The 23,542-nt window shown below is 33.8% G+C and carries 21 protein-coding genes; 10 read left to right on the top strand and 11 right to left on the bottom strand.

Features of this window, described 5'->3' with window-relative positions; all coding sequences use genetic code 11:
* Positions 1–52: 52 nt before the first annotated feature.
* From DR871_RS11210 to DR871_RS11195, 4 genes are all read right to left on the bottom strand, one after another.
* On the bottom strand, positions 53–325 hold the full coding sequence (locus DR871_RS11210; protein ID WP_073017033.1) for an HU family DNA-binding protein: 273 nt from the start codon (positions 323–325) through the stop codon (positions 53–55).
* A 179-nt stretch (positions 326–504) separates the two neighbouring features.
* Positions 505–1,452: a methionyl-tRNA formyltransferase gene (gene fmt, locus DR871_RS11205; RefSeq protein ID WP_113666363.1), complete on the bottom strand. Its 948-nt coding sequence runs from the start codon at positions 1,450–1,452 to the stop codon at positions 505–507.
* The gene (locus DR871_RS11200; RefSeq protein WP_113666362.1) at positions 1,452–3,347 is read right to left on the bottom strand and encodes a RecQ family ATP-dependent DNA helicase; all 1,896 of its coding nucleotides are present in this window, start codon (positions 3,345–3,347) and stop codon (positions 1,452–1,454) included. Before DR871_RS11200 ends, fmt begins: the two co-directional genes overlap by 1 nt.
* Positions 3,348–3,406: 59 nt before the next feature.
* Positions 3,407–3,946, bottom strand: coding sequence for an AAA family ATPase (locus DR871_RS11195; protein WP_091171620.1), 540 nt, complete (start codon positions 3,944–3,946; stop codon positions 3,407–3,409).
* Between the two features lie 147 nt (positions 3,947–4,093).
* Here DR871_RS11195 and DR871_RS11190 point away from each other — a divergent pair, with 147 nt between their 5' ends.
* The 4 genes from DR871_RS11190 (at position 4,094) to DR871_RS11175 (ending at position 7,586) form a co-directional block, all read left to right on the top strand.
* Complete coding sequence (locus DR871_RS11190) at positions 4,094–4,378, top strand: DUF493 family protein (protein ID WP_113666361.1); 285 nt, start codon at positions 4,094–4,096, stop codon at positions 4,376–4,378.
* An 87-nt stretch (positions 4,379–4,465) separates the two neighbouring features.
* Positions 4,466–5,191 (top strand): DUF4290 domain-containing protein, encoded by a 726-nt coding sequence (locus DR871_RS11185; protein WP_091171614.1) that lies wholly within the window; start codon positions 4,466–4,468, stop codon positions 5,189–5,191.
* Between the two features lie 101 nt (positions 5,192–5,292).
* Positions 5,293–6,603 carry a UDP-N-acetylglucosamine 1-carboxyvinyltransferase gene (murA, locus tag DR871_RS11180; protein ID WP_113666360.1) on the top strand — a complete coding sequence of 437 codons (1,311 nt, stop codon included), beginning with the start codon at positions 5,293–5,295 and terminating at the stop codon, positions 6,601–6,603.
* 113 nt (positions 6,604–6,716) lie between these two features.
* Positions 6,717–7,586: a cation diffusion facilitator family transporter gene (locus tag DR871_RS11175; RefSeq protein ID WP_113666359.1), complete on the top strand. Its 870-nt coding sequence runs from the start codon at positions 6,717–6,719 to the stop codon at positions 7,584–7,586.
* 142 nt (positions 7,587–7,728) lie between these two features.
* Here the strand turns inward: DR871_RS11175 and DR871_RS11170 are convergent, their stop codons facing one another.
* The 3 genes from DR871_RS11170 to DR871_RS11160 all read right to left on the bottom strand — a co-directional run bounded on the left by DR871_RS11170 (position 7,729) and on the right by DR871_RS11160 (position 11,451).
* A complete protein-coding gene (locus tag DR871_RS11170) occupies positions 7,729–10,215 on the bottom strand; it encodes a DUF5686 and carboxypeptidase regulatory-like domain-containing protein (RefSeq protein ID WP_113666358.1) in 2,487 nt (828 codons plus the stop codon).
* Between the two features lie 94 nt (positions 10,216–10,309).
* Positions 10,310–10,723 carry a type II 3-dehydroquinate dehydratase gene (gene aroQ / locus DR871_RS11165; protein WP_113666357.1) on the bottom strand — a complete coding sequence of 138 codons (414 nt, stop codon included), beginning with the start codon at positions 10,721–10,723 and terminating at the stop codon, positions 10,310–10,312.
* Positions 10,724–10,887: 164 nt separating this feature from the next.
* Positions 10,888–11,451, bottom strand: a complete 564-nt coding sequence (locus DR871_RS11160) for a porin family protein (RefSeq protein ID WP_113666356.1) — start codon at positions 11,449–11,451, stop codon at positions 10,888–10,890.
* A gap of 434 nt (positions 11,452–11,885) precedes the next feature.
* On the opposite strand from DR871_RS11160, the gene DR871_RS11155 reads away from it, so the two are divergent.
* The 3 genes from DR871_RS11155 to DR871_RS11145 all read left to right on the top strand — a co-directional run bounded on the left by DR871_RS11155 (position 11,886) and on the right by DR871_RS11145 (position 15,164).
* On the top strand, positions 11,886–12,476 hold the full coding sequence (locus DR871_RS11155; protein WP_113666355.1) for a hypothetical protein: 591 nt from the start codon (positions 11,886–11,888) through the stop codon (positions 12,474–12,476).
* 75 nt (positions 12,477–12,551) lie between these two features.
* Positions 12,552–13,448 carry a site-specific tyrosine recombinase XerD gene (gene xerD / locus DR871_RS11150; protein WP_113666354.1) on the top strand — a complete coding sequence of 299 codons (897 nt, stop codon included), beginning with the start codon at positions 12,552–12,554 and terminating at the stop codon, positions 13,446–13,448.
* Between the two features lie 189 nt (positions 13,449–13,637).
* Positions 13,638–15,164 (top strand): sensor histidine kinase, encoded by a 1,527-nt coding sequence (locus DR871_RS11145; RefSeq protein ID WP_113666353.1) that lies wholly within the window; start codon positions 13,638–13,640, stop codon positions 15,162–15,164.
* 114 nt (positions 15,165–15,278) lie between these two features.
* Here the strand turns inward: DR871_RS11145 and rny are convergent, their stop codons facing one another.
* The 3 genes from rny to DR871_RS11125 all read right to left on the bottom strand — a co-directional run bounded on the left by rny (position 15,279) and on the right by DR871_RS11125 (position 17,643).
* Positions 15,279–16,844 carry a ribonuclease Y gene (rny, locus tag DR871_RS11140; protein WP_113666352.1) on the bottom strand — a complete coding sequence of 522 codons (1,566 nt, stop codon included), beginning with the start codon at positions 16,842–16,844 and terminating at the stop codon, positions 15,279–15,281.
* Between the two features lie 206 nt (positions 16,845–17,050).
* Positions 17,051–17,344: a cell division protein ZapA gene (locus tag DR871_RS11130; RefSeq protein ID WP_113666351.1), complete on the bottom strand. Its 294-nt coding sequence runs from the start codon at positions 17,342–17,344 to the stop codon at positions 17,051–17,053.
* Between the two features lie 8 nt (positions 17,345–17,352).
* A complete protein-coding gene (locus tag DR871_RS11125) occupies positions 17,353–17,643 on the bottom strand; it encodes a hypothetical protein (RefSeq protein WP_113666350.1) in 291 nt (96 codons plus the stop codon).
* Positions 17,644–17,817: 174 nt separating this feature from the next.
* Here DR871_RS11125 and DR871_RS11120 point away from each other — a divergent pair, with 174 nt between their 5' ends.
* The 3 genes from DR871_RS11120 to DR871_RS11110 all read left to right on the top strand — a co-directional run bounded on the left by DR871_RS11120 (position 17,818) and on the right by DR871_RS11110 (position 22,828).
* Positions 17,818–19,515 (top strand): M23 family metallopeptidase, encoded by a 1,698-nt coding sequence (locus DR871_RS11120; RefSeq protein ID WP_113666349.1) that lies wholly within the window; start codon positions 17,818–17,820, stop codon positions 19,513–19,515.
* Between the two features lie 12 nt (positions 19,516–19,527).
* Complete coding sequence (locus DR871_RS11115) at positions 19,528–21,996, top strand: TonB-dependent receptor (protein WP_113666348.1); 2,469 nt, start codon at positions 19,528–19,530, stop codon at positions 21,994–21,996.
* A 109-nt stretch (positions 21,997–22,105) separates the two neighbouring features.
* Positions 22,106–22,828, top strand: a complete 723-nt coding sequence (locus DR871_RS11110; RefSeq protein WP_113666347.1) for a hypothetical protein — start codon at positions 22,106–22,108, stop codon at positions 22,826–22,828.
* Positions 22,829–22,839: 11 nt separating this feature from the next.
* Here DR871_RS11110 and DR871_RS11105 read toward each other — a convergent pair whose 3' ends face one another.
* Positions 22,840–23,541, bottom strand: a complete 702-nt coding sequence (locus DR871_RS11105) for a DUF2971 domain-containing protein (RefSeq protein WP_113666346.1) — start codon at positions 23,539–23,541, stop codon at positions 22,840–22,842.
* Position 23,542: the final 1 nt, after the last annotated feature.

Raw genomic sequence — 23,542 nt, 5'->3', positions numbered from 1 at the left:
CGCATAAAAAAACCTTCCAGAAGGAAGGTTTTGATTATATAGGTTAACTAAATTAGTTTACCGCACCTTCTAATTCTGCACCTGCTTTGAATTTTACTACATTTTTAGCAGCAATTTGGATAGTTTTTCCTGTTTGAGGATTTCTACCGTCTCTTGCAGCTCTAGCAGAAACAGACCATGATCCGAAACCTACTAAAGATACTCTTCCACCTTTTTTCAAAGTACCTCCTACGTTCCCTAAAAATGACTCTAAAGCTAATTTTGCAGCAGCTTTTGTGATTCCTGCATCAGCAGCGATAGCATCGATTAATTCTGATTTGTTCATAATAAATAGTTATTAATTGTTGGTTATTAAAAATTGTTAATACACAAATTTAGTAGGAAATACGTTCCTTGCAAGCGTTTCATGTTAATTTACGCCGTTTTGTTGATAACTTATTTTTTTTGTTGATAAATCAATGGTTATTTCTGATTAAAGTTAAGAAACACCCGTTATTGTTGGTGTTAATGGACTTTCGCCTCCGCTGAAAATGCAATCCCATTCAATAATTCTGGTGCACTCATTTTCTTTTTGCCCGGAAACTGCAAATTAAGTATTTGGATGAAACCATTTTTTACTGCAATTTTCATTTCTTTTTTGGTACAAATTAAACTTCCAATCGGATGATTGTGTTCCTCTGAAATTATTTTGGCTTCGTATATTTTGACATTCCATTCTTCATTCTTGTCTTCAAAGAAACACCAAGCCGCTGGATAAGGACTCAAACCTCGAATCAAATTGTTTATCTCTTGAGCTGATTTTGTCCAGTCAATTTTGCAATTCTCTTTGTTGAGTTTGTAGGCTGTTTTGATATCGTTGGTGTCTTTTTGGATTTCTGTAGATACATTTTCTGTTTCGATCATTTCCAAAGTGTCAATAACGGTCTTGCTTCCTAATTCCATTAGTCGGTCATGTAAATGTCCTGCATTTTCGGTTTCATCAATAGGAATTTCCGAACTTAAAATCATCGCTCCAGTATCGATTTTATCATCGATAAAAAAAGTGGTGACACCCGTTTTAGTTTCTCCATTGATTATTGCCCAATTTATCGGTGCGGCTCCGCGATAATTCGGCAGGAGTGAAGCATGAAGATTAAAAGTTCCCAAAGATGGCATTTCCCAAACTACTTTTGGTAACATTCTAAACGCAACTACAATTTGTAAATTAGCATTCAGCGCTTTTAATTCAGCCAAAAAAGTTTCGTCTTTTAAGTTTAAAGGCTGCAATAAAGTAAGATTATGAGCCAGCGCGTATTCCTTTACTGCAGAATACTTTAATTTTTGTCCTCGGCCTGCTGGTTTGTCCGCAGCAGTTATGACACCTACAACCTCATAGTTGTTTTTGATAATTGTGTCTAATATTCCCACTGCAAATTCGGGCGTACCCATAAAAACAATTCGTAATTTTTCCATTATGATCGTAAAGTATATTTGTTATTTGGTTTAACCAAAATTGTGTTGTTTTCTAATAAATCCTGAAGTACTCCAATAACTTCGTCCGGACTATTTTTAGTTTTATTTTGAATGTCTCTCGAATTTAGATCTTCGGCTTGTAATAAAGCAATTATTGCTGTAGAAAGGAGCGATACATCTTTCTTCTTTATTTTCTTGGTAATGCAAAACGAACAAATGCCGCAATCTTTGGTTGTTTTTTCTCCAAAATAATGTAGAATCAACTTGTTTTTGCACACTTTTTTCTCACTGATGTAGTGGATTACGGATTGAAGCTGCTCTTTTTTTAATTGATTTTGATTCTCTAAATGTTTCGAAACCCGATTGATGGTTCTGTCATCTTCCCGAACTTCATTGAAAATTAATGTGGCATCATTATTTTTCGAATGGTAATCTATGATTTCTTTTTCTTTTAATTTATGTAAAACAGCCTGGATTTCAGTTTCCTTATGATTTGATTTTTTGGCAATCAGTTGCAGGTTGAATGCAGTTTGCATTTCGTAAATTCCCGGGTAGGTTCGCAAAATGGCTAAAATAATTTCCTCGTCGTTTGGATTTAAACTCATATACCGAATCACTTCTTTGGAAGGTATCAGAAACTGCAGGGTTATTTTTTCTGAAAATTCTTGGGACAGACTAATGATTCCTTGTCGGTCCAGGAATTGCATGGCGTTGTACGTTTTCAGTGTTGGGAATTCATATTTTAAACAAAAATGATGTAAATTGAAGTTGAACTGTTCATTGATTCCTTCTCCGTAAGCGATTTGAAAATAGTTGCAGAGCTTGACATACATGAGATTCAAAAACTTTTTATCTGGAAGAATATTGATAAATTGGCTTTGAGCCTGAATGATATCAGAAGGACTGGTCAATAAAACAGCAAAGGCTCTTTCTCCATTTCTTCCTGCACGTCCTGCTTCCTGATAATAATTTTCCATGTTTTCTGGCAGCTGAATGTGGATGACCGTTTTTACATTGGCTTTGTCAATTCCCATTCCAAAAGCATTGGTAGCCACAATAACCTGTACCTCTTCGTTCATCCAGGATTGCATGTTTTTGTCTTTTTCTTTGGACGAAAGTCCGCCGTGATAATACGTAGCTTTAAATCCTAATGAATTTAACTGTGAGGAAATATCAAGACACGATTTTCTGTTTCGTACATATATTATGGAAGGTTGTGGGTTTTTCTTTAGAATTTGTTCTATTCTAAAAAGTTTATCCTCGACCTCAAAAATCATATAAGCAATATTTTCTCTGGCGAATGATTTTTCGAAAACTTGTGGTTTGTGTAATCCCAACTCATTGATAATATCTTCTTTGACTCTTGGCGTTGCAGTGGCAGTCAATGCTAAAAATGGTACTGTTGGAAAATGCTTTTTTAATTCTGAAATTTTTAAATATGCTGGACGGAAATCATGTCCCCATTGTGAGACGCAGTGCGCTTCATCTATGGTGATTAAATTGATGGGGAGATTTTTTATTCGTTCCAAAATCCAATCGGATTGAAGACGTTCAGGTGATAAGTAAAGGAATTTGTAATTTCCGAATTGGCAATTGTCCAGTAAATCGATCATTTCCTCGGATCGAATTCCACCTGTCAATGCTATGGCTTTGATGTTTCGCTTTTGCAAATTAGCGACTTGATCTTTCATCAGCGCTACCAATGGCGAGACGACGAGGCAAATGCCTTTGTTCATCATAGCCGGAATTTGGAAACAAACTGATTTTCCGCCGCCGGTTGGCATCAATGCAAAAGTGTCATGTCCGCTTAAAACGGAATCGATGATTTCCTTTTGCAGCGACCTGAATTTGTCGTGCTTCCAATATTTTTGAAGAATAGCAACTGCTTCTTGCATAAAGTATAGATTTCATTTCATTGAAAAATAGTCTAAAGCTTAAATCCTAAACCTGCAGACTATTTAGAAATTTCATCTAAGATAAAAAGAATTCTGTTATCCATCGTGTCTTTTGGAACTTCTATAAGTTCGTAACCGTAACTTTGATAGGTTTCCGTAAGATGATTGTAGATGAGTTTCGCTTGTTCGAAGTTTTCGTAACGTTCGTGATCGCTGATATAAATTTCTTCCCAAGGCGGAAGAATGAAGATTTTTGAATAGGTATGTTCACGGCAAGCGGCATCAAAAGTAGCAGGATAACTATCGCCAATGTAATGCATGTAAGCCAAAACATCCGGAATCCCTCTGTCGATAAATACAACTTCATGCGGCTCTTTTGAAGCATTTTGAAATTGTTTCTTTCTTCCTTCAAGAAGTAATTCGCTGAATAACAAAGGTTTTTCAAGGAACAATTGCTCGATTCCTTGTTTTTTTGCTTCCAAAGTCACCTCCCGGGAAATTTCGGGATAACAACAATGTCCTTTAGCGACCAATCCGTCGATAATAGTGGTTTTACCTGTTCCTGGACCGCCAATGATAACTATGATTTCTTTTTGCACTTTTAAAAAATAAGGGGCAAATTTACTTAAACTTATCGGGATTTGAAAAAATCATTGCGGTTAAAATGCGATTAGACAAAAAATCATAATTCAAAATTCATAATTTACGTTTGAAACCGTATATTTGCCTTTATTTTTAAATAGAAAATGGATAAGAAGACTGAAGAATTTTATGATAGATTAAAAGTGGAGTTGGATATGAGCAATACATGGCCAGCAGAATACTTATTTAAATTTATTGTACCAACAGAAAGTAATAATATAGAACGAGTGCAGTTGGCATTTGACTGTATGGGAGCAGTTATCAAAACTACAAAATCCAAGACAGGAAAATTTACCAGTATATCTGTTGATGTTACTGTAAAAGATTCACAAGAAATAGTAGATAAATACCTGGAAGTTTCTACAATAGAAGGTATTATTTCCCTTTAATTACAACATAAAATTTTTGATTTGCTGCGTTCGAATGATTCTAATTTTCGAAAAAAAGCATTGGAATCAAAACAGATACATTCGAATATGAATTCAAAATATATTAAAGAAAACTCGAACGATGTCGTGCATCATTTGGAATATAATGCTGAGAGATCGCATTTGATTATTCCGGAATACGGCCGTCATTTGCAGAAATTGATTGATCAGGCAACTAAAATTGAAGATGATGTAGAACGCAACAAAGCGGCAAAATACATTATTCAGGTGATGGGAAGTTTGAATCCACATTTGCGTGATGTTCCTGATTTTCAACACAAATTGTGGGATCAGCTTTTCATAATGTCTGATTTTAAATTAGTGGCTGATTCACCGTATCCAATTCCATCGCGTGAAGTGTTACAACTGAAACCGGATGTTTTAAAATACCCACAAAATTTTCCAAAATACAGATTTTACGGCAACAACATCAAATATATGATTGATGTGGCCAATAAATGGGAAGATGGCGAAATGAAAAGTGCTCTAGTGAAAGTCATTGCCAATCACATGAAAAAATCATACTTGAGTTGGAATAAAGACACGGTGAAAGATGATGTGATTTTCGAACATTTATATGAATTGTCCGATGGAAAATTGAATTTGATTCAAAGTACAGAGGAATTATTGAATACCACAGATTTATTGCGAACCAACAAACGGGTTTCAAATAAAATCTTGCCGGTTGGTCAACCAAAAATTCTCAGCAATAAGAATATAAAAACGGGAAAACCAAATCCAGTTCACAAAAACCAAAATAGAAAACCTTTGTAAATCAGTTATCAACTAGGAGTTCTCAGTTATGAATTTTAATAACTTTTAGCTCGTCAATTTTTAACTTATATCTAATAATTTATAACTCATAACTGTAAAAAATGGGAATTTTCAAAATAGAAGGAGGCATTAGTCTAAAAGGAGAAATCACGCCACAAGGAGCTAAAAATGAAGCGTTACAAATTTTATGTGCCGTTCTTTTAACGCCTGAAAAAGTGATTATTAATAATATTCCCGATATTATAGATATCAATAAACTAATTACGCTTTTAGGAAATTTAGGTGTAAAAATCCAAAAAACAGGATCAGGATCGTATACTTTTCAAGCCGATGAGGTGAATATACAGTATCTGGAAACCGAAGCATTCAAGAAAGAAGGCGGTTCTCTAAGAGGTTCTATTATGATTGTTGGACCACTTTTGGCACGATTTGGAAAAGGATATATTCCAAAACCAGGTGGTGATAAAATTGGACGCAGAAGATTGGATACTCACTTTGAAGGATTCATCAATCTGGGCGCTAAATTCCGTTACAACAGAGAAGATCATTTCTATGGCGTAGAAGCACCAAAAGGATTGAAAGGTGCCGATATGTTATTAGACGAAGCATCCGTTACTGGAACTGCTAATATTGTGATGGCTGCTGTTTTGTCCAAAGGGAAAACAACAGTTTATAACGCTGCTTGTGAGCCTTACTTGCAACAATTGTGTAAGATGTTGAACTCCATGGGAGCTAAAATAACAGGAGTTGGGTCTAATTTATTGACCATCGAAGGAGTTGAAAGTTTAGGTGGTTGCGAGCATAGAATTCTCCCTGATATGATTGAAATTGGAAGTTGGATTGGTCTTGCTGCAATGACAAAATCAGAAATAACAATAAAGGATGTGAGCTGGGACAACCTTGGATTAATCCCCAACACATTTAGAAAACTTGGAATCACATTGGAACGCAGAGGAGATGATATTTACATTCCTGCTCACGTAGATGGGTATGAAGTAAAAACGGATATTGACGGTTCTATTTTGACAATTGCTGATGCGCCTTGGCCTGGATTTACTCCGGATTTATTAAGTATTGTTTTAGTGGTTGCCACTCAAGCAAAAGGCGATGTTTTGATTCACCAAAAAATGTTTGAAAGCAGATTATTTTTTGTTGACAAGTTAATTGACATGGGAGCAAAAATCATGTTATGTGATCCGCACCGCGCCGTTGTAATGGGACATGATTTCAAATCACAACTCAAAGCAACCACAATGTCATCACCAGATATTCGTGCCGGAATTTCCTTATTGATTGCTGCGCTTTCTGCAAAAGGAACGAGTACAATTCAAAACATTGAACAAATCGACAGAGGATACGAACGCATTGACGAACGATTGAGAGCTATTGGAGCAAATATTGTACGCGCGTAAATAACATAAATTATAAAAAATATCGTTTAAGTAAACCAGAAAGAATTTGAATATAAATTCAATTCGGTTTACTTAAACGATTTTACTTTTACTTCAACCTATAAATAAAATACATGTCAAGCGAACAAACAGCAATCAAGGCGACTTATTTTAGTATCATAGGAAATACTTGTCTGGCAATAATAAAAGGCTTAGCTGGTTTTTTTGGAAATTCGTATGCACTAATTGCAGACGCAATTGAATCGACCACTGATATTTTTTCTTCTTTTCTAGTATTATTTGGAATCAAATATTCAAATAGGCCAGCGGATAAGAATCATCCTTACGGTCATGGTAGGGCAGAACCTTTGATTACCTTTCTAGTTGTTGGTTTTTTGATTACTTCGGCTACGATTATTGCCTATGAAAGTATTATCAATATTGGAACGCCGCATCAATTGCCAAAACCATGGACATTAATCGTTCTGGCTGCAATCATCATTTGGAAAGAATATTCTTTTCGAATCGTAATGAAAAGAAGCATTGAAACCAATAGTTCCTCTCTAAGAGCTGATGCTTGGCACCATCGCAGCGATGCAATAACTTCTGTGGCAGCATTTCTTGGGATTTCGATTGCTTTGATTTTAGGGAATGGATATGAATCTGCTGATGATTGGGCAGCACTTTTTGCTTCGGGATTCATACTTTATAACAGTTACCTTATTTTTAGACCCGCTTTGGGCGAAATAATGGACGAGCATTTATACGATGATTTGATAGAACAAATCAGAATAATTTCTATTCAGGTGGATGGAATTATCGATACCGAAAAGTGTTTCATTCGAAAAGCCGGTATGCAATATCACGTGGATTTACATGCAACGGTTGATTCCAATATTACGGTGAAAGAAGGACACGATCTCGCTCATAAACTAAAAGATACTTTGCGGGAAGAAATTCCGGAGTTGGGACATGTATTGATTCATGTGGAACCAAATGATTAGAGTTTTATCCAATAAAATTAAAAAGGCACCAGAATTATTTTCTGGTGCCTTTTTTAACTTGTTATTTTTTTGTCACATCGAGCGCAGTCAAGATGCCGTAATATTTTCCGACTGTACTGCAACTGACAAATAGATTCTTTTTTTATTCTAATATATTCAAAAACTTTAGCCCAAAAACTACTCCGTCACCTTGAAAACCATTTTGGTAGGAACGTACATAATCAACACGAAGCATTTTAAATTTACCAAAACCTAAATTGTCCAACCCAACTGTGACTTCAGTATAAGGTTTGTTATTGGGCGTAGACAGTGCATGAGCTCCCAATATTAAAGTTGATTTTAGTTTGTTCAACAATGGTATTTTATTCATGATATAACCTTTGTCGTTGTATTCAGTATGTGCTTCAAAATAGCTGTCATTCGTACTGTTAGAATAATATGGAAGCAAATTAAAAACATTTAAATAACGCGCTGTTTGTCCTATGTGGGTTTGATTGCCATTAAAATGCTTGTAATCTATAAAAGCAATATTATCCGCATTCAGAAATTTTCCTGCTTTTAGATTCATCCCTAAAACTCCTTTATTTCCTAATGTCAAATCATACGTTAATCGTGTGTTGAAGTGGTCGAACTCATACTTCTTTTCGTTAGCAGCAACTGCTTTTTCATAGACTAAATATAGAGTTGGATATTTTTCATTTCGGATGTTAAATTTCCCATCGGGACGAGAGGAATATTTGTTTCCAAAATTGATTTTTGCCTGTAAATTCACTTTAGTTAAATGGTGTTTTTCAAATGCCGGACTGGTAAAATCATTCGGTGCCAACGGATTATTCGACGTGTATAAATCGTCTTTGCTAAACAAAGAAAAGTCAGTGTTATTGAATAACGGTTTGCGTTGCTGGTATTCTATCTTTCCATTTAGATTCACTCCATTTGCAATATCTTGGCTGTAGCCAATTGCCGCTGATTCCAAGTTATACAACTTCATGAAATTATTCTTGAAGGCCAAGGAACTTATCGTATTTATAACTTTGCTGATTGGTTCATTCGGGTTAAATTGCTTTACGGAACTGCCTCCTGTCATATATAAAGTGGCATAATTCTGATTGTTAAATCGATGGATAAATTGTCCGGTGACACGCAAACGATCTTCAGCAAAACCGTAATTGAGTTTTGTACTTATGGAAGTATATATTCCTTTACTTTCCTGATTTTTCCAGTTGGTGTATCGAAACCCCGAATCAAAATTATATCCTTGAACCGTATTGAAACTTAGAGAACCAAGATTTAATAATCCCTCGTAACTAAAGCTATGTTTTTCAGTACTATTCTTATACGTGTAGCCCGTCAGCAGCTTTAATAGTTTGAATTTATTTTCTTTTGCATCAACTGAGTCTAAGTATTTTTCAGAATTTCGGACTTTGTAAATACTGTCTTTTCTAATATAGTCCGTGCTTTCTTCCATTGTTAACGGAATGGGTCTGTTGGTATTCCAAAATAAACTGTCTTTTTTATTGGCATTTATTTCGATGCGCGTGATTTCATTTGTAAATGTTTTTGGAGCAAAAGCATCTATGAATTCATAATTACTGTATACATAATTATATTTTCCGGTAAATTTTATGCCAAAAGCGCCTGCTGTGATTTCGAGGCTTTGGGTATTTTTGGCCCAAATTTTATTGCTATTGTTGTAGCCGAAATTTTGTTTTAAGGTCATCACATCAAGAAATTCTTCTTTCATTCGGTAGCCTTTTATATCCAGATCAACGGCGTAAATTGCCCAGGAATCTTCCACGATATAAATGTATCCTTCAAAAACCGGTTCGCTATCACGCTTTGCAGTCACTTTTATTTTGTTAATCATATTGGTATTCTCGTCATTAAACGTGCTTTCTAATTTGTAATTATAGTAGTTAAAAGCATTATTCGCTATTGGAGAAATCATTTGGACACCAAAATCAATAGTATTATCATAGAAATCGTAGAACGAAGATCTGGCTGTATTGTAGCTGTAGCCATTGTTGCTGCCACTTACTTTTGATGCAGTAACGACCTCTTTTAAGTTGTTGGGTTTTTCAAATGCTATTTTCGAAAAGGTTTCAGACAATGAAATAATTCCGGTTCCAGTAGAATCCAAAGCACCATCTAAGTCTCCAATTTTTTGCCCTAATATTTTTTTCGGAGCATTTTTTAGTTTAAAAATACCTCTGGAATAAAAGTCAGCGTTGAATCGATTTGTTTTTTCTGTGTTTCGTTTTCTGCTGGCAATAGCACTTTTTATTATCGCTAATGCCGGATTGTTTTTTTTGTTGATAATTACTTCGTTCAACGAAAAACTTTCTTCAATCATTATGATATTCAACAAATAAGGCAATTTATTGGTTTGTATGGCAACTTTTTGAGTTTTAAAACCTAAAAACTGAAAAACAACGGATTGCTTTCCTTTTTTATTTAAGTTGAACTCGTAATTTCCTTGTTCGTTTGAAGTGGTTCCGTTATAGGTGTCTTCCTGAAAAATAGTAACAAAAGGCAAGGGATTTCCTTTTTCGTCCGAAACAGTTCCTTTTATTTGTGCATTGCTGACAAATGAAACTAAGAAAAGCAAAAGTAAGTAGTGTTTTTTCATGAAAGTTTTTTCTTTCACAAAAATAGAAGAAGTTTAAAAAGAGCCTATTAATTATTTGTTAAAGATTTCTTTAGGAGGCAATTATAATTTAAGACTATAAAAAGGACTGAATTGCTAACTCGTAACTTTTTAAACCAAAACCGAGAATAACTCCTTTGGCATTTCCTGAAATATAGGATTGATGTCTAAAGCCTTCACGCGAAAAAGTATTCGAAATATGGACTTCAACAACTGGAGTAGTAACGGCTTTGACAGCATCACCAATTCCTATGGAAGTATGTGTGTAAGCTCCTGCATTCAAAATAATACCATCAAATGAAAAACCAAATTCCTGAATTTTATCAATTAATTCACCTTCAATATTGCTCTGAAAATAAGAGAATTCAATAGTAGGGTATTTAATTTGTAAAGTGGTGAAATATTCTTCAAAAGTTTGACTTCCATAAATTTCTGGTTCACGTTTGCCTAGAAGGTTGAGGTTTGGTCCGTTGATGATACTGATTTTCATACGTAGTTAATATTTGTTTTTATTTGAATATGGAATTCGCATATGACTTATCTGGTTTTTATTACATATTCGATATGCTCATTTCATAATTCCTGTTTTGGTAAAAATAAAAAAACCGTTCCAATTTATAGAACGGTTTTAATAATTTTAATTTTTTATTATTTTTAGAAAGTAAATCCGGCTGAAATCTGAAGTACAGAGTTCTTAACCTCTGCCTCCTTTGAAGCTTCAGTTAATCCTAAAACATAGCGTCCTTGAAGAAAAATGTTTTTTGTTACATTTAAAGTCAAACCTCCAGCTACTCCAAACTCAAAAGTTTCTGCATTTTTTACGTCAAATTCGTTTCTTTCGCTTAATAAGAAAGAAGCTTGAGGTCCAAGATCTAAACTAACAGTCTTGTTAAAATGTATTTTTGCTAAAACAGGAATGGATAAATAACCCAATTCGTTTTTGAACTCATCAACAGCATTTTTATAAGTCGCTCCTTGAGTCGAATATAATAATTCAGGTTGTATAGAAAAACCATCTGTTAATTTAAGCTCAGCCACTAAACCAGCGTGATAACTGGTAATAGCATCAGTGTTGTAGTTATCACTATTTACCGTAATGTTACTTCCGGTCTGATTGGCGTAATTTAAACCACCTTTAAACCCAAACTTGACTAATTGTGCTTGCATGTCCACGGATGCTGCAAGAAGTACTACCGCTACTAAAATTATTTTTTTCATAATTTGTTTTTTAAATTTATTACTATTTATTGAATACTGTCTCTTACTTAAAACTGTTTTATAGAACAATTATTGTTAGTTTTTTTATTTCTAATACCAAGAACTAATCCAAAACATCGCTAAATTACGATTTTTCTTCTTTTAGATTCAGTTTTGAATTTCAAATAAAAATTTGAAGTTTCAAATGGTTGTAAAACAGTATTTTGTGTTTTAATTCTAATTTTAAATTTCTCACGTTTTTTAGGAGTTTTTTTTGATAGTTATTTTTAAAGGTTAGAAAAATGAATCATAAGCTTAGATAAATTCACCATTTAGTGTGAAATATTGAAGTTTTAATTTTTAATAAATATGTTAATAACTTAAAATTATAAGAAGTATATTACTTTAAATATAATATAATTTTATGCTTTCTATAAACAATCAATTAATAAAAAATGAAAAAAATTATCTTGTCGGCATGTATTGCTTTTTTTTGTGTTTCGAGTTATGCTCAAAAAGAAGGTGGGTTTAGGGTAGGTTTAGATTTAGGAGTTGTTCCTACTAATGGCGGCGGCGGAGCTTTGTTCTCATTAGAACCAAAATATAATATTAAAGACAACATGAATGTTGGTTTACGAATAGGAATTGCAGCTATTGTTCGTGACATAAATGATTCTGGTGCTACTACTAGTGCAAAAGTTGCGGCTAATGGTTCGTATGTTGCTACTTATGATTATTATTTCAACGGTGCTGGGAAATCTTTTGTTCCTTATATCGGTGCTGGTGCGGGTTATTATAGTATTGCAAATGTAGAATTGGATGATACAAATAATAGTAATGATGTAAATGTAGATGCAACCGGTAAAATGGGAGGATTAGTTCGTGGTGGTTTTGAGTGGGGAAAATTCAGAATGGGATTAGAATATAATTTAGTGCCTGAATCGAATTTACAAGATATCAATGGAAATAATCAAGGTACTGTAGCTAATTCATACCTGGGAATCCATTTAGGATTTTATGTAGGTGGGGGCAAATGGGGAAAATAATTATTTCCTTCTACTATATCAAAACCACTATTAGTAGTGGTTTTTTTATGCTTAAAAAAGAGTTACTTTGTAGCCATGAATTGGGACAGTTATATAAAGAGTTATCAATCGTATCTCAAAATTGAACGCGGTTTGTCAAAGAATACAATAGAAAACTATTCTTTTGATATCGAACGTTTACGCCTTTTTTTAGTCATAAGTGAAATCGAAGTTTCTCCAATTAAAATTAGTGAGGAAACGGTGCAACAGTTTATTTATGGTGTTTCCAAAGAAGTAAATCCTCGTTCGCAAGCCAGAATAATTTCAGGTTTGAAAAGTTTTTTCAGTTATTTAATTTTTGAAGATTATCGTACGGACAATCCTTTGGAACTGATTGAAACACCCAAAACGGGCAGGAAACTTCCTGATACTTTATCTGTCGAAGAAATTGATAATCTTATCGCAGCTATTGATTTGACCACGAATGAAGGAGAGCGCAATCGTGCGATGCTCGAAACGCTTTATGGATGTGGCTTACGGGTATCTGAATTAGTAACATTAAAAATTTCCGATTTATTCTTTGAGGAAGGTTTTATTAAGATTACCGGAAAAGGCAATAAACAACGTTTTGTACCTATAAGTGATTTGACGCAAAAATTTATTCAAATTTACCGAGATACTATTAGAACGCACCTTACTATTCAAAAAGGATTTGAGGATACTTTGTTTTTAAACAGAAGAGGGAAGCAATTGACCAGAGCGATGATTTTTACAATTATAAAAAACTTAGCGCTTGAAATAAATCTTTATAAAACCATCAGTCCGCATACTTTGCGTCATTCTTTTGCGACACATCTTCTAGAAAATGGGGCTGATTTGCGCTCTATTCAACTGATGCTTGGACATGAATCGATAACAACAACAGAAATATATGTGCATCTTGACAGAAAGTTCCTTGCGCAAGTTGTAAATACTTTTCATCCCAGAAAATAACATTTTGTTAGTAATTTCAATTCGTACCTTGTTAAGGTAAGAAAGAGTTTACGGGATAACCTGTAAATTAAATTTCTTAAAATTCGGCTTGTAATGTCATTAAAAAGGAGCGATTTTTACAGTTAATTTGTCTGTTAAATAAAAAATATAATCTAAATTGTGGTCAATTAAAATCTTATAAAAAGTAATATGGTTTTTGATTTTCCCCAAAACGGAAATTGCCAAGAGGTAAATAATTTTTACAGTAAATTATTTAATGAGATTCCAGATTTAATTTTTGAATTTGTGATTGCTCCTGACAATACCTATTTATTTCCTTTAGTGAGTAAATCGGTAAACGATTTTTTTGAGTTGTCTTCAAATCATTTTGTAGACAGTGACAAATTCCTTGTGTATGACAGGATATTTGAAGCTGATCGATTGACGTTTTTTCAGTCATTGGTAAATGCAAAAAGAAATATTACAAGATGGGATTTCGAGTTTCGGGTTTTATTACCTGAAAAGGGACTGCGTTGGCTTAAAGTCTCATCAAAACCAGAATTATATCCTGATGGGAATATTGCTTTTTACGGAAGAATCTCGGATGTAACTGACTTGAAAGATCAGGAAATTAAGCTTAAAATTTCTGAAGAGCGTTTTAAATTTGCTCTTGAAGCTTCTACGGCTGGAGTTTGGGACTGGGATTTAACAACCAATAAAGTTTTTTATTCCTCACAATCGATGAAAATCCTCGAGCAGGAATCTTTAGATATTTTTGATAAGCCGGAACGTTGGGATGAAATTGTACATCCTGATGATTTGGAAAAATATTACTCTGAAATTCAGGATCATTTTGAAAATAAAATACCTTTTTATGAAAATTACCATCGTGTTTTAACCTCAAGCGGAAATTATAAATGGATTTTAGACAGAGGAAAAGTAATTCAGCGTGATGAAGATGGTAAACCATTGCGAGCTATAGGCACGCATACTGATATTTCTTCACAAAAAGAAAAAGAATTAGAATTAGTAAGAACAATGGAATTGTTTAGTCAACAAAATAGTCGACTATTGAATTTTTCACATATTGTATCCCATAATCTAAATACGCAAGCCGGCAATATTAAATCAATTTTAGATATTATAGATTCCGAGGAGGATTTGGAGAGTAGTACAGAAATGTTATCTCATTTACGTACTGTCTCTAATGATTTAAATGAAACAATAGCTAATTTGACCCAATTGGTGCTATTACAAAGTAATTCGAACATTCCGATAAAATCATTGAACTTGAATTTATACTTGAAGAAGACTTTGGACTTGATCAAGAATTTAAAAAATTATAATCAAGTTACTATTATAAATGATATTCCTGAGGGTATATTTGTCGATTTTAATCCAGCGTACCTAGAAAGTGTTTTATTGAATTTTACAACAAATGCTATAAAATATTCTAATTATAATAAACCTGTTGAGATAAAATATTCTTTCTCATTGGAAAATGGTAAAAAAACGTTGTCAATTTCTGATAATGGTTTAGGCATCGATTTAAAAAAATATGGAGATTCTCTTTTTGGTATGTATAAAACATTTCACAAGCACGAAGGGGCTAGAGGTTTAGGTTTGTACATTACAAAGAATCAAATAGAATCGATGAAAGGAACTGTTTCAGTCGAAAGTGAAGTAGGAGTAGGGACAACTTTTAAGATTGTTTTTAACGATAGTTTGCAGGCTTAATTACGTTATTTAATAAATAAGCAAAGTTTTTTTAAGTAGATTCTTCGTTTATAATATTCCAAAAAAAAACTTCTCAGTGATGAGAAGTTTTTTTTATATGTCAGATACAATAAATTATTTAGCAATATTCACAGCTCTTGTTTCACGAATTACAGTAACTTTAACTTGTCCTGGATACGTCATTTCTGTTTGAATTTTTTGTGAAATATCAAAAGATAAGTTCGCTGCATTTTCGTCAGAAACTTTTTCGCTTTCCACAATTACACGAAGTTCTCTACCGGCTTGAATGGCATAAGCATTTTTCACACCGCTGAATCCGTAAGCTACTTCTTCAAGATCTTTTAAACGTTGAATGTAAGAATCCAATACTTGTCTTCTCGCTCCTGGTCTTGCACCTGAAATAGCATCACAAACCTGAATAATTGGAGACAATAATGATTTCATTTCAATCTCATCGTGGTGAGCTCCAATAGCGTTACAAACCTCTTCTTTTTCACCGTATTTCTCAGCCCATTGCATTCCTAATAAAGCGTGTGGTAAATCACTTTCAGCATCTGGAACTTTACCAATATCGTGTAACAAACCAGCTCTTTTAGCCAGTTTTACGTTTAAACCAAGTTCAGCGGCCATGATTCCACAAAGTTTAGAAACTTCACGGGAGTGTTGCAATAAATTTTGTCCATAAGAAGAGCGGTATTTCATACGTCCAACCACTTTAATCAATTCTGGATGTAATCCGTGAATTCCTAAGTCGATAACGGTACGTTTACCAACTTCTATAATTTCATCGTCAATTTGTTTCGCAGTTTTTGCAACAACTTCCTCAATACGAGCTGGGTGAATTCTTCCGTCCGTTACTAATTTGTGTAATGCCAAACGTGCAATTTCTCTACGCACAGGGTCAAAACAAGAAAGGATAATAGCTTCTGGTGTGTCATCAACAATGATTTCTACTCCGGTAGCTGCTTCTAATGCGCGTATATTTCTTCCTTCACGACCAATGATTCTACCTTTTACGTCGTCAGATTCAATGTTGAATACCGATACACAGTTTTCAACGGCTTCTTCTGTACCAACTCTTTGGATGGTATTGATGATGATTTTTTTAGCTTCTTGTTGTGCGGTTAATTTAGCTTCTTCAATAGTGTCTTGAATATGAGACATTGCTTTGCTTTTAGCTTCTGCTTTCAATCCTTCTACCAATTGATTTTTAGCTTCCTCGGCAGATAAACCTGATATAACCTCTAATTGCTGCAATTGACTTTTATGAAGTTTTTCAACTTCAGCTTGTTTCTTGTCTAAATTCTCAATTTTTGTAGTATATTCTATAGTTTTTGATTCAAAATCATCATTTACTTTTTTCGCTTTTGACAATTCATTTGAAATTTGAGATTCTTTATCACGAACTCTTTTTTCAATTTCGGCCACTTTTTTATCACGTGTTAAAATAACTTGTTCATGCTCTGATTTTAATTCTATAAATTTCTCTTTTGCTTGAAGAATTTTATCTTTCTTTATGTTTTCAGCTTCCAGATTTGCATCTTTCAATATTGATGCTGCTTCTTTCTTAGAATTTTTAATCAGGTTGGAGATGTTGCTTTTTTCTATCAATTTTGCGATACCAAAACCCGCTACAATACCTATAATTCCTGTGATAATAATCGTTAATATGTTGTCCATGTTTGTTAAAATTTATATATAAAAAAGCCTACATTAGTGGGATTGAATAAACTCGAAAAGACAAGTTTTGAGCTAACTCGTTGTTCAAGCTTCCAAACTGAATTGGCTTGCTATAGTAACGATGATTTGCTCATTCTAAAATGTTAGTGTTGAGTTTACCAAATAAGAACTAATGTAGGCAGTATCTTAGTTTTTGTAAAGAACGTTTATTTGTCGAGATATTGATCTAAAATCGCATTGATTTTTTTAATTCTTTCAATGGTTGCTTCGCCATCAATAGTGTTATCAATTTGTTTTTGTTCTGTTTGTGAGGCAAATTGTAAGGCACACATTGCCAAAACATCTTGTTTGTCACGAACAGCGTAATTTTCTTCAAATTGCTTAATCATTTTATCAATTTTTTTAGAAGCGCTTCTAAGGCCTTCTTCCTGAGCAAAATCAACCGTTAATGGGTAAACTCTGTCTGCTATTGATATTTTAATTTTAAGCTTTTCGTCCATATCTTTTATTAATCTGATAGTTGTGCTATACAGTAATCAATTTCGCGAATTAATGAATTTATTTTAAGCTTCGTATCTCTTTTATTATCGTCACTGCCTAGTAATGTATTTGCTACTTTGAGTGTTTCATACTGCGTTTTTAGCGCTTCAATCTCTTGTGACTGACTTTGTATTGTGGATGCAGTTTTTGTTAATTCGTTTTTCAAATCTTGATTGTTTTTCTCTAAACCTTTCATTTTAATAAAAAGTTTTTCGACTTTATTTTCAAGAGTATCAATAATTTCTGCAATTGCACTCATTATATATCCTATTCATTACATAATCATACAAAGTTAGTATTCCTTTTTAATTTTGCAATATTTTATTATTTTTTTTCCATTAAATTAATTAAATATCAGTTGTACAAATGGTTACGATCGGTTTTTTTTAGTGCTGTTTTGAATACTTTTTTTATCTTAGCAAAAATGTAAATCATGAAATTCTCGCTGTATATATTATTTTTTTGCACCGCTGTTTTTGCTCAAGTTGATTATCCAAAAGATTATTTTAGACCTCCATTAGACATTCCGATGCAATTATCCGGGAATTTTGGCGAGTTGAGACCCAATCATTTTCATGCAGGTTTCGATTTGAGAACGCAACAAAAAGAAGGATTAAAGGTGTATGCCGTAGCCGATGGTTATGTGTCAAGAATAAAGATATCAACTTTTGGTAACGGAAAAACAATTTACATCAATCATCCAAATGGGTATACATCAGTTTACGGACATTTAAAAATGGCCAATGGTGAAATAGAAAATTACATCAAGAAAACACATTATAAGGAGCAATCATTTGAAATTGAAATGTTTTTTAAGCCCGATGAAATGGTAGTAAAAAAGGGAGAAATTATTGCTTTTTCAGGCAATACAGGAGCCTCAGAAGGACCGCATTTGCATTTTGAATTTCGGGATTCTAAAACAGAATTCATAATCAATCCGATGCTTTTTGGATTTAATAAATTTTTAAAAGATACAAAGAAACCAATTGTTTCAGGAGTTTATGTGTATCCTTTGGATGCAAAAACTACGGTCAATCATTCTAAACGTCCTTTATTACTAAATGTTTCTTTGCAAAAAGACGGTACCTATTTGTCAGACAAAGTTGTCGCAAATGGTTCAATTGGTTTTGGTATCTCCGCTTATGACACTGATGATGTTTCGTTTAATAATAACGGGGTGTTTAAAGTGCAGTCTTTTTATAATGGGAAACCAAATTTCGGTTATGAATTCAACACGTATTCCTTTGATGACATGCGGTACATTAATGCATTGATTGATTATTCAAGATATAAGAAAATGCAACAGCGCGTTCAGAAATTATTCATGAAAACGCCCTTTAATTTAAGTTTTATTCAAGCCGATGAAAACAAAGGGGTTTTGCAAGTAACACCCAATTTAGCCTCGCTCTATCGCATTGAAGTTTCGGATTTTTTTGGAAATAAAAAAACAATATCAATTCCTATTAAGTACGATATCTTACCTACCATAATTAGCAAGGAGCCTGTGCAATCCAATTATTTCGTACGAGCGAACAAAGACAGCAATTTTGCTTTAGGAAACATGTCGGTTTTCTTTCCTGCGGGAACTTTTTACGAAGATTTTGATTTGAATTTTGATGTAAAAAATGACACCTTGTTTTTGCATGACGACACGGTTCCTGCGCATACTAATTTTACGGTTTCCATTGAAGACACAAAATCCACTGAACTGCAAAAAGAAAAAATGTTTATTGGCAGAATTGAAGGAAAAAAAATAAATTACAATCCAACCTACAGAAAAGAGAATGTTTTTAATACTAAGGTTAAAATCTTGGGGAAATATGCTTTGGTTTCAGATGCGGTTGCTCCAAAAATAAGCATAGCCGCTCCTGTTGAAGGAAAATGGATTAGTGAACAAAAAACCATTCAGTTCTCTATTAACGATGAGTTATCTGGGATTAAGTCATACAATGGCTACTTAAACGGGAAGTGGGTTTTATTTGAATACGATAACAAGACTAGAAAATTGACTCATTATTTCAGTGACGGAATTGCGGTTGATGGAGCCAATGATTTAAAAATTGTTGTTACGGATAATGTAGGAAATTCAACTACCTTTGAAACTCTTTTTTTTAGAAGTCAAAAAAATTAAAAATCACACACTTTGAGTGCGAATCAATTATTACCTGTATTCTTATTTGTTTTTTTGAGCCTAACTTTATCCGCTCAAACGGCTAGAATAAAAGGTGTTATTTTAGACAAAAACAATCAACCGGTAGAAAACGTCAATGTTTCTTATTCGAGTGGCGTTACGCGTACCAACGAAAATGGTTTTTACAATTTAAAAATTCCTGCAAACCAACAAGTGACACTTGTTTTTACGCATGTTTCTTTAAAAAAAATAACTGTAATTTTTTCTTTGAATACCAATGAACAAAAGGAGTTCAATCCAGTAATGAGCGATCAGGAAGAACAAATGGGAGAAGTTATTGTGACCTCTAACAACCGAAAACAGATTCAGGGTATTACAGCAATTGAACCTGAGATGATTCGGAAAATTCCTGGAGCCAATGCCGGAATCGAAAACATTTTAAAAGCCTTGCCGGGCGTAAATTCTAATAATGAGTTGAGTACACAGTACGCAGTGCGTGGAGGAAATTATGACGAGAATTTGGTTTATGTAAATGAAATTGAAGTCTATCGTCCGTTCCTGATTCGCTCGGGACAACAAGAAGGGTTGAGTTTTACCAATACAGATTTGGTGCAAAATGTTGATTTCTCGGCCGGAGGTTTTCAAGCGAAGTTTGGAGATAAATTATCATCTGTTTTAGATATTACGTATCGAAAACCGATTAAATTTGGCGCAAGCCTAGAAGGGAGTTTCCTTGGCGGAAGCGTTTCTGTTGATGCAGTTTCTAAAAATAAAAAATGGTCTGCGGTTACGGGAGTTCGATATCGTAACAACAGTCTTTTGGTGAACAGTCAAGAAACGCAAACAAATTTTACACCTTCGTTTGCGGATGTTCAAACCAATATAAATTATCAAGCTTCGGCTAAATGGCAATGGAGTTTTCTGGGAAATATTTCTCAAAATAAATACCAATATCAGCCATTAACTAGGCAGACTAATTTTGGAACCATAGATAATCCTATGGCACTTACTGTCTTTTATGAAGGTCAGGAAAAGGATAAATACGATACGTATTTTGGAGCATTGAAAACAACATTCAATGTTTCGGATAATTTTACATTGAAATTTATTGGTTCTGTTTTTCATACTTTAGAACAAGAATATTTTGATATTTTCGCACAATACCGTTTAGGCGAAGTGGATTCCAGTATTGGGTCAGAAACTTTTGGAGAAGTTGCTTTTACAAGAGGAATTGGTTCGCAACTAAGTCATGCCAGAAACGATTTGGATGCCCTGATTGTAAATACAGAGATAAAAGGATTTCATGATTGGAAAGAAAACCAATTTGAATGGGGAGTAAAATATACACGAGAATCCATTCGTGACAGAATAATAGAGTGGGAGGTAATTGATTCGGCTGGTTTTTCATTGAATCCACCCATTATTGATTTGCCAAAAAATGATCAGCCGTATTCACCTTACACCGGACCGCTTGTTCCGTATCAAAATATTCGAGCGACAAATTTTAACTCCATCAATAGATTTTCGGGTTATGGTCAATGGAGTTTAAAATCGAATATTGGTTCGAGTGAAGTTTGGTATAATGCCGGAATACGTTTGCACAATTGGGAAGTTACAGGTTCTGATATAGCTGGCAAATCCCAAATTACTTTCAGTCCCAGAGCACAATTTGCCATAAAACCAGATTGGGAGAAAGATATGGTTTTTAGACTTTCGGGAGGATTGTACCATCAACCGCCATTTTATAGGGAATTGCGAGATAGTGATGGAATAGTACAACCTAATACCAAAGCGCAGCAATCAGTGCATGTTGTTTTTGGGAATGATTATAGTTTTAAAATGTGGGATCGTCCTTTCAAGTTGGTTTCGGAGTTGTATTACAAATCGCTGACGAATGCAAATACATATACGATTGACAACGTTCGCATTCGGTATGCAGCCAATAATAATGCAACAGCCTATGCGCAAGGATTGGATGTTCGCTTGAACGGCGAGTTTGTTCCTGGAACTGAATCGTGGTTTAGTTTTGGTTATTTGAAAACAGAAGAAAACAGCAATGATAAGGGATATATAGCCAGACCTACGGATCAACGATTAAAATTTGGGCTTTTATTTCAAGACTATATGCCTAATATTCCAAGTTTAAAATTATACTTGAATTTAGTATACAATACTGGATTACCGGGAGGTTCGCCATCGTACGCAGATCCTTATTTGTACCAAAACAGATTGAATGATTACCGCCGTGTGGATGTAGGTTTCTCTAAAGTTTTTATAGACAACACAACCGTAAGAAAGAATTCAGGTTTGTTTAAAGACTTTAAAGAGTTAGCGATAGGATTAGAAATTTTTAATCTTTTTGATAATCAAAATGCCATAACCAACACTTGGGTTCGCGATGTATATTCTAAAAATCAATATGCAATTCCCAATTATATGACCACCAGAGTTTTTAATGTGAAATTGACCGCTAAGTTGTAATCGTTACGAATCAGTAAAGTTTAGCCCAATTTTAATTCGTTAAAATCAAGTATCGAATGCCGTTACCATTTTTAAAAATGATTACATTTGAATTTTAAAGTACAGGATTATGAAAAAACTACATATTACATTGATAGGAATAGCAATTTTGTTTTTGACGAGTTGTAAGGAAGAAGTTGAAAAACCAAAAGTTACTTACGATGGAACAAATAGAGCAAAAGAACTGGCCAAAGCTGATTCTACTCAAATACAAATTGCCGATTTACCGCTGCAAATGGAAGGAACGGATTACTTGATTCATCCTGTTGCCGATTTAAGCATTCGTGAGAAAGGTATAAAATCGAGATATGGTTCTTCCAGCGTGAATGATTTGAGTTTTACCATATCTAATTATGGCGAATTTGAAATTACTGGTTTTTTGCAGAATTTGAAATTTCAAAAAGTTGATTCTGACTCTATCAGAAAATTGACAGACAAACCTGTTTTGATTATGACAGCTACGTATTTGAAGTCGGTTGCTGATAAAACCAATAACCAGATTATGGTGTACACGATGGTGGATATGGATACGAATAAAGATGGAAAATTAGATACAAGTGATATCAAAGCATTGTATTTGTCTGAAATCAGCGGTAAAAAATTCACTAAAATATCTTCTGATTTTCAGGAATTAATCGACTGGAAATTGATAGGAACCAATAATCGTTTGTACTACAGAACGGTTGAGGATACTAATAAAAATGGAGAGTTTGATAAGAAAGATGTTGTGAATTATTACTATATCGATCTGTCAAAAAAGGAATGGAAAATAATTGGTTACGAGCCAGTTTAGCAGCATTGATTTTAAATTAAAATATCACTTTCCAAGTCTGATTTTTCAATGGTGAAATTAAAACCAAGTTGTTTTACTAACTGAATGACCAGATTTTTATACCAGTTTTCGGATTTAGGATGAATGTATATTTTTTCGATTAACTGATTGATGTCTACATTGATTTTCAAGCCTTCATTGATTTTGATTTCGCTTTCGCCAATGTCTGTGATGATGCGTACTTCGCCTTCATATTGAAAACTTTTTCGTTTGAATAAAAAAGGAAAAAACATATCGTCAAACGGAATGTGCTCTTTTTTGTAATCGATGTAATTTACTTCCCCAATGTATTGATTGAAATTAGTTTCCGGATTCAAGGATTCTTGCAAACGCCCAATTGTGGATTGAATTGCCAACCCTTCACTGTTTTGCGTGAAAATCTGCCACATGGCAAATGATTCGTATTCATTGATGTGCCAGCTGCTAATTGCTACTTTTTCCCGATGTGTTTTATAATAGTTTAAAAAGTCAGGATTGTCTATTGACAGTTTTTTTATTTCCTCAAAAGTGGGTTCGCTAAAAGTACCTTCATATTGATCTTCAAATTTATCGGATCGCGACATGAATAATTTTTCAGACATCAATAAATCCAAAAACTTAGATAAATCAAGATATTTCCAAACAACAGTATTTGGGTCTTCAGGTAGTTTTATGTTTGGATTGTTGATGTACATT

Source organism: Flavobacterium petrolei (assembly GCF_003314435.2).
GTDB classification, from domain to species: domain Bacteria; phylum Bacteroidota; class Bacteroidia; order Flavobacteriales; family Flavobacteriaceae; genus Flavobacterium; species Flavobacterium petrolei.
Note: the sequence above shows the minus strand (reverse complement) of the source record. Positions and strands in the feature narration are given on the sequence as shown.

Coding starts and splice junctions, on each gene's coding strand:
- DR871_RS11210 (WP_073017033.1), bottom strand. CDS start 325: ATGAACAAATCAGAATTAATCGATGCTATCGCTGCTGATGCAGGAATC.
- fmt (WP_113666363.1), bottom strand. CDS start 1,452: ATGGAAAAATTACGAATTGTTTTTATGGGTACGCCCGAATTTGCAGTG.
- DR871_RS11200 (WP_113666362.1), bottom strand. CDS start 3,347: ATGCAAGAAGCAGTTGCTATTCTTCAAAAATATTGGAAGCACGACAAA.
- DR871_RS11190 (WP_113666361.1), top strand. CDS start 4,094: ATGGATAAGAAGACTGAAGAATTTTATGATAGATTAAAAGTGGAGTTG.
- DR871_RS11185 (WP_091171614.1), top strand. CDS start 4,466: ATGAATTCAAAATATATTAAAGAAAACTCGAACGATGTCGTGCATCAT.
- murA (WP_113666360.1), top strand. CDS start 5,293: ATGGGAATTTTCAAAATAGAAGGAGGCATTAGTCTAAAAGGAGAAATC.
- DR871_RS11175 (WP_113666359.1), top strand. CDS start 6,717: ATGTCAAGCGAACAAACAGCAATCAAGGCGACTTATTTTAGTATCATA.
- DR871_RS11170 (WP_113666358.1), bottom strand. CDS start 10,215: ATGAAAAAACACTACTTACTTTTGCTTTTCTTAGTTTCATTTGTCAGC.
- aroQ (WP_113666357.1), bottom strand. CDS start 10,723: ATGAAAATCAGTATCATCAACGGACCAAACCTCAACCTTCTAGGCAAA.
- DR871_RS11160 (WP_113666356.1), bottom strand. CDS start 11,451: ATGAAAAAAATAATTTTAGTAGCGGTAGTACTTCTTGCAGCATCCGTG.
- DR871_RS11155 (WP_113666355.1), top strand. CDS start 11,886: ATGAAAAAAATTATCTTGTCGGCATGTATTGCTTTTTTTTGTGTTTCG.
- xerD (WP_113666354.1), top strand. CDS start 12,552: ATGAATTGGGACAGTTATATAAAGAGTTATCAATCGTATCTCAAAATT.
- DR871_RS11145 (WP_113666353.1), top strand. CDS start 13,638: ATGGTTTTTGATTTTCCCCAAAACGGAAATTGCCAAGAGGTAAATAAT.
- rny (WP_113666352.1), bottom strand. CDS start 16,844: ATGGACAACATATTAACGATTATTATCACAGGAATTATAGGTATTGTA.
- DR871_RS11130 (WP_113666351.1), bottom strand. CDS start 17,344: ATGGACGAAAAGCTTAAAATTAAAATATCAATAGCAGACAGAGTTTAC.
- DR871_RS11125 (WP_113666350.1), bottom strand. CDS start 17,643: ATGAGTGCAATTGCAGAAATTATTGATACTCTTGAAAATAAAGTCGAA.
- DR871_RS11120 (WP_113666349.1), top strand. CDS start 17,818: ATGAAATTCTCGCTGTATATATTATTTTTTTGCACCGCTGTTTTTGCT.
- DR871_RS11110 (WP_113666347.1), top strand. CDS start 22,106: ATGAAAAAACTACATATTACATTGATAGGAATAGCAATTTTGTTTTTG.
- DR871_RS11105 (WP_113666346.1), bottom strand. CDS start 23,541: ATGTACATCAACAATCCAAACATAAAACTACCTGAAGACCCAAATACT.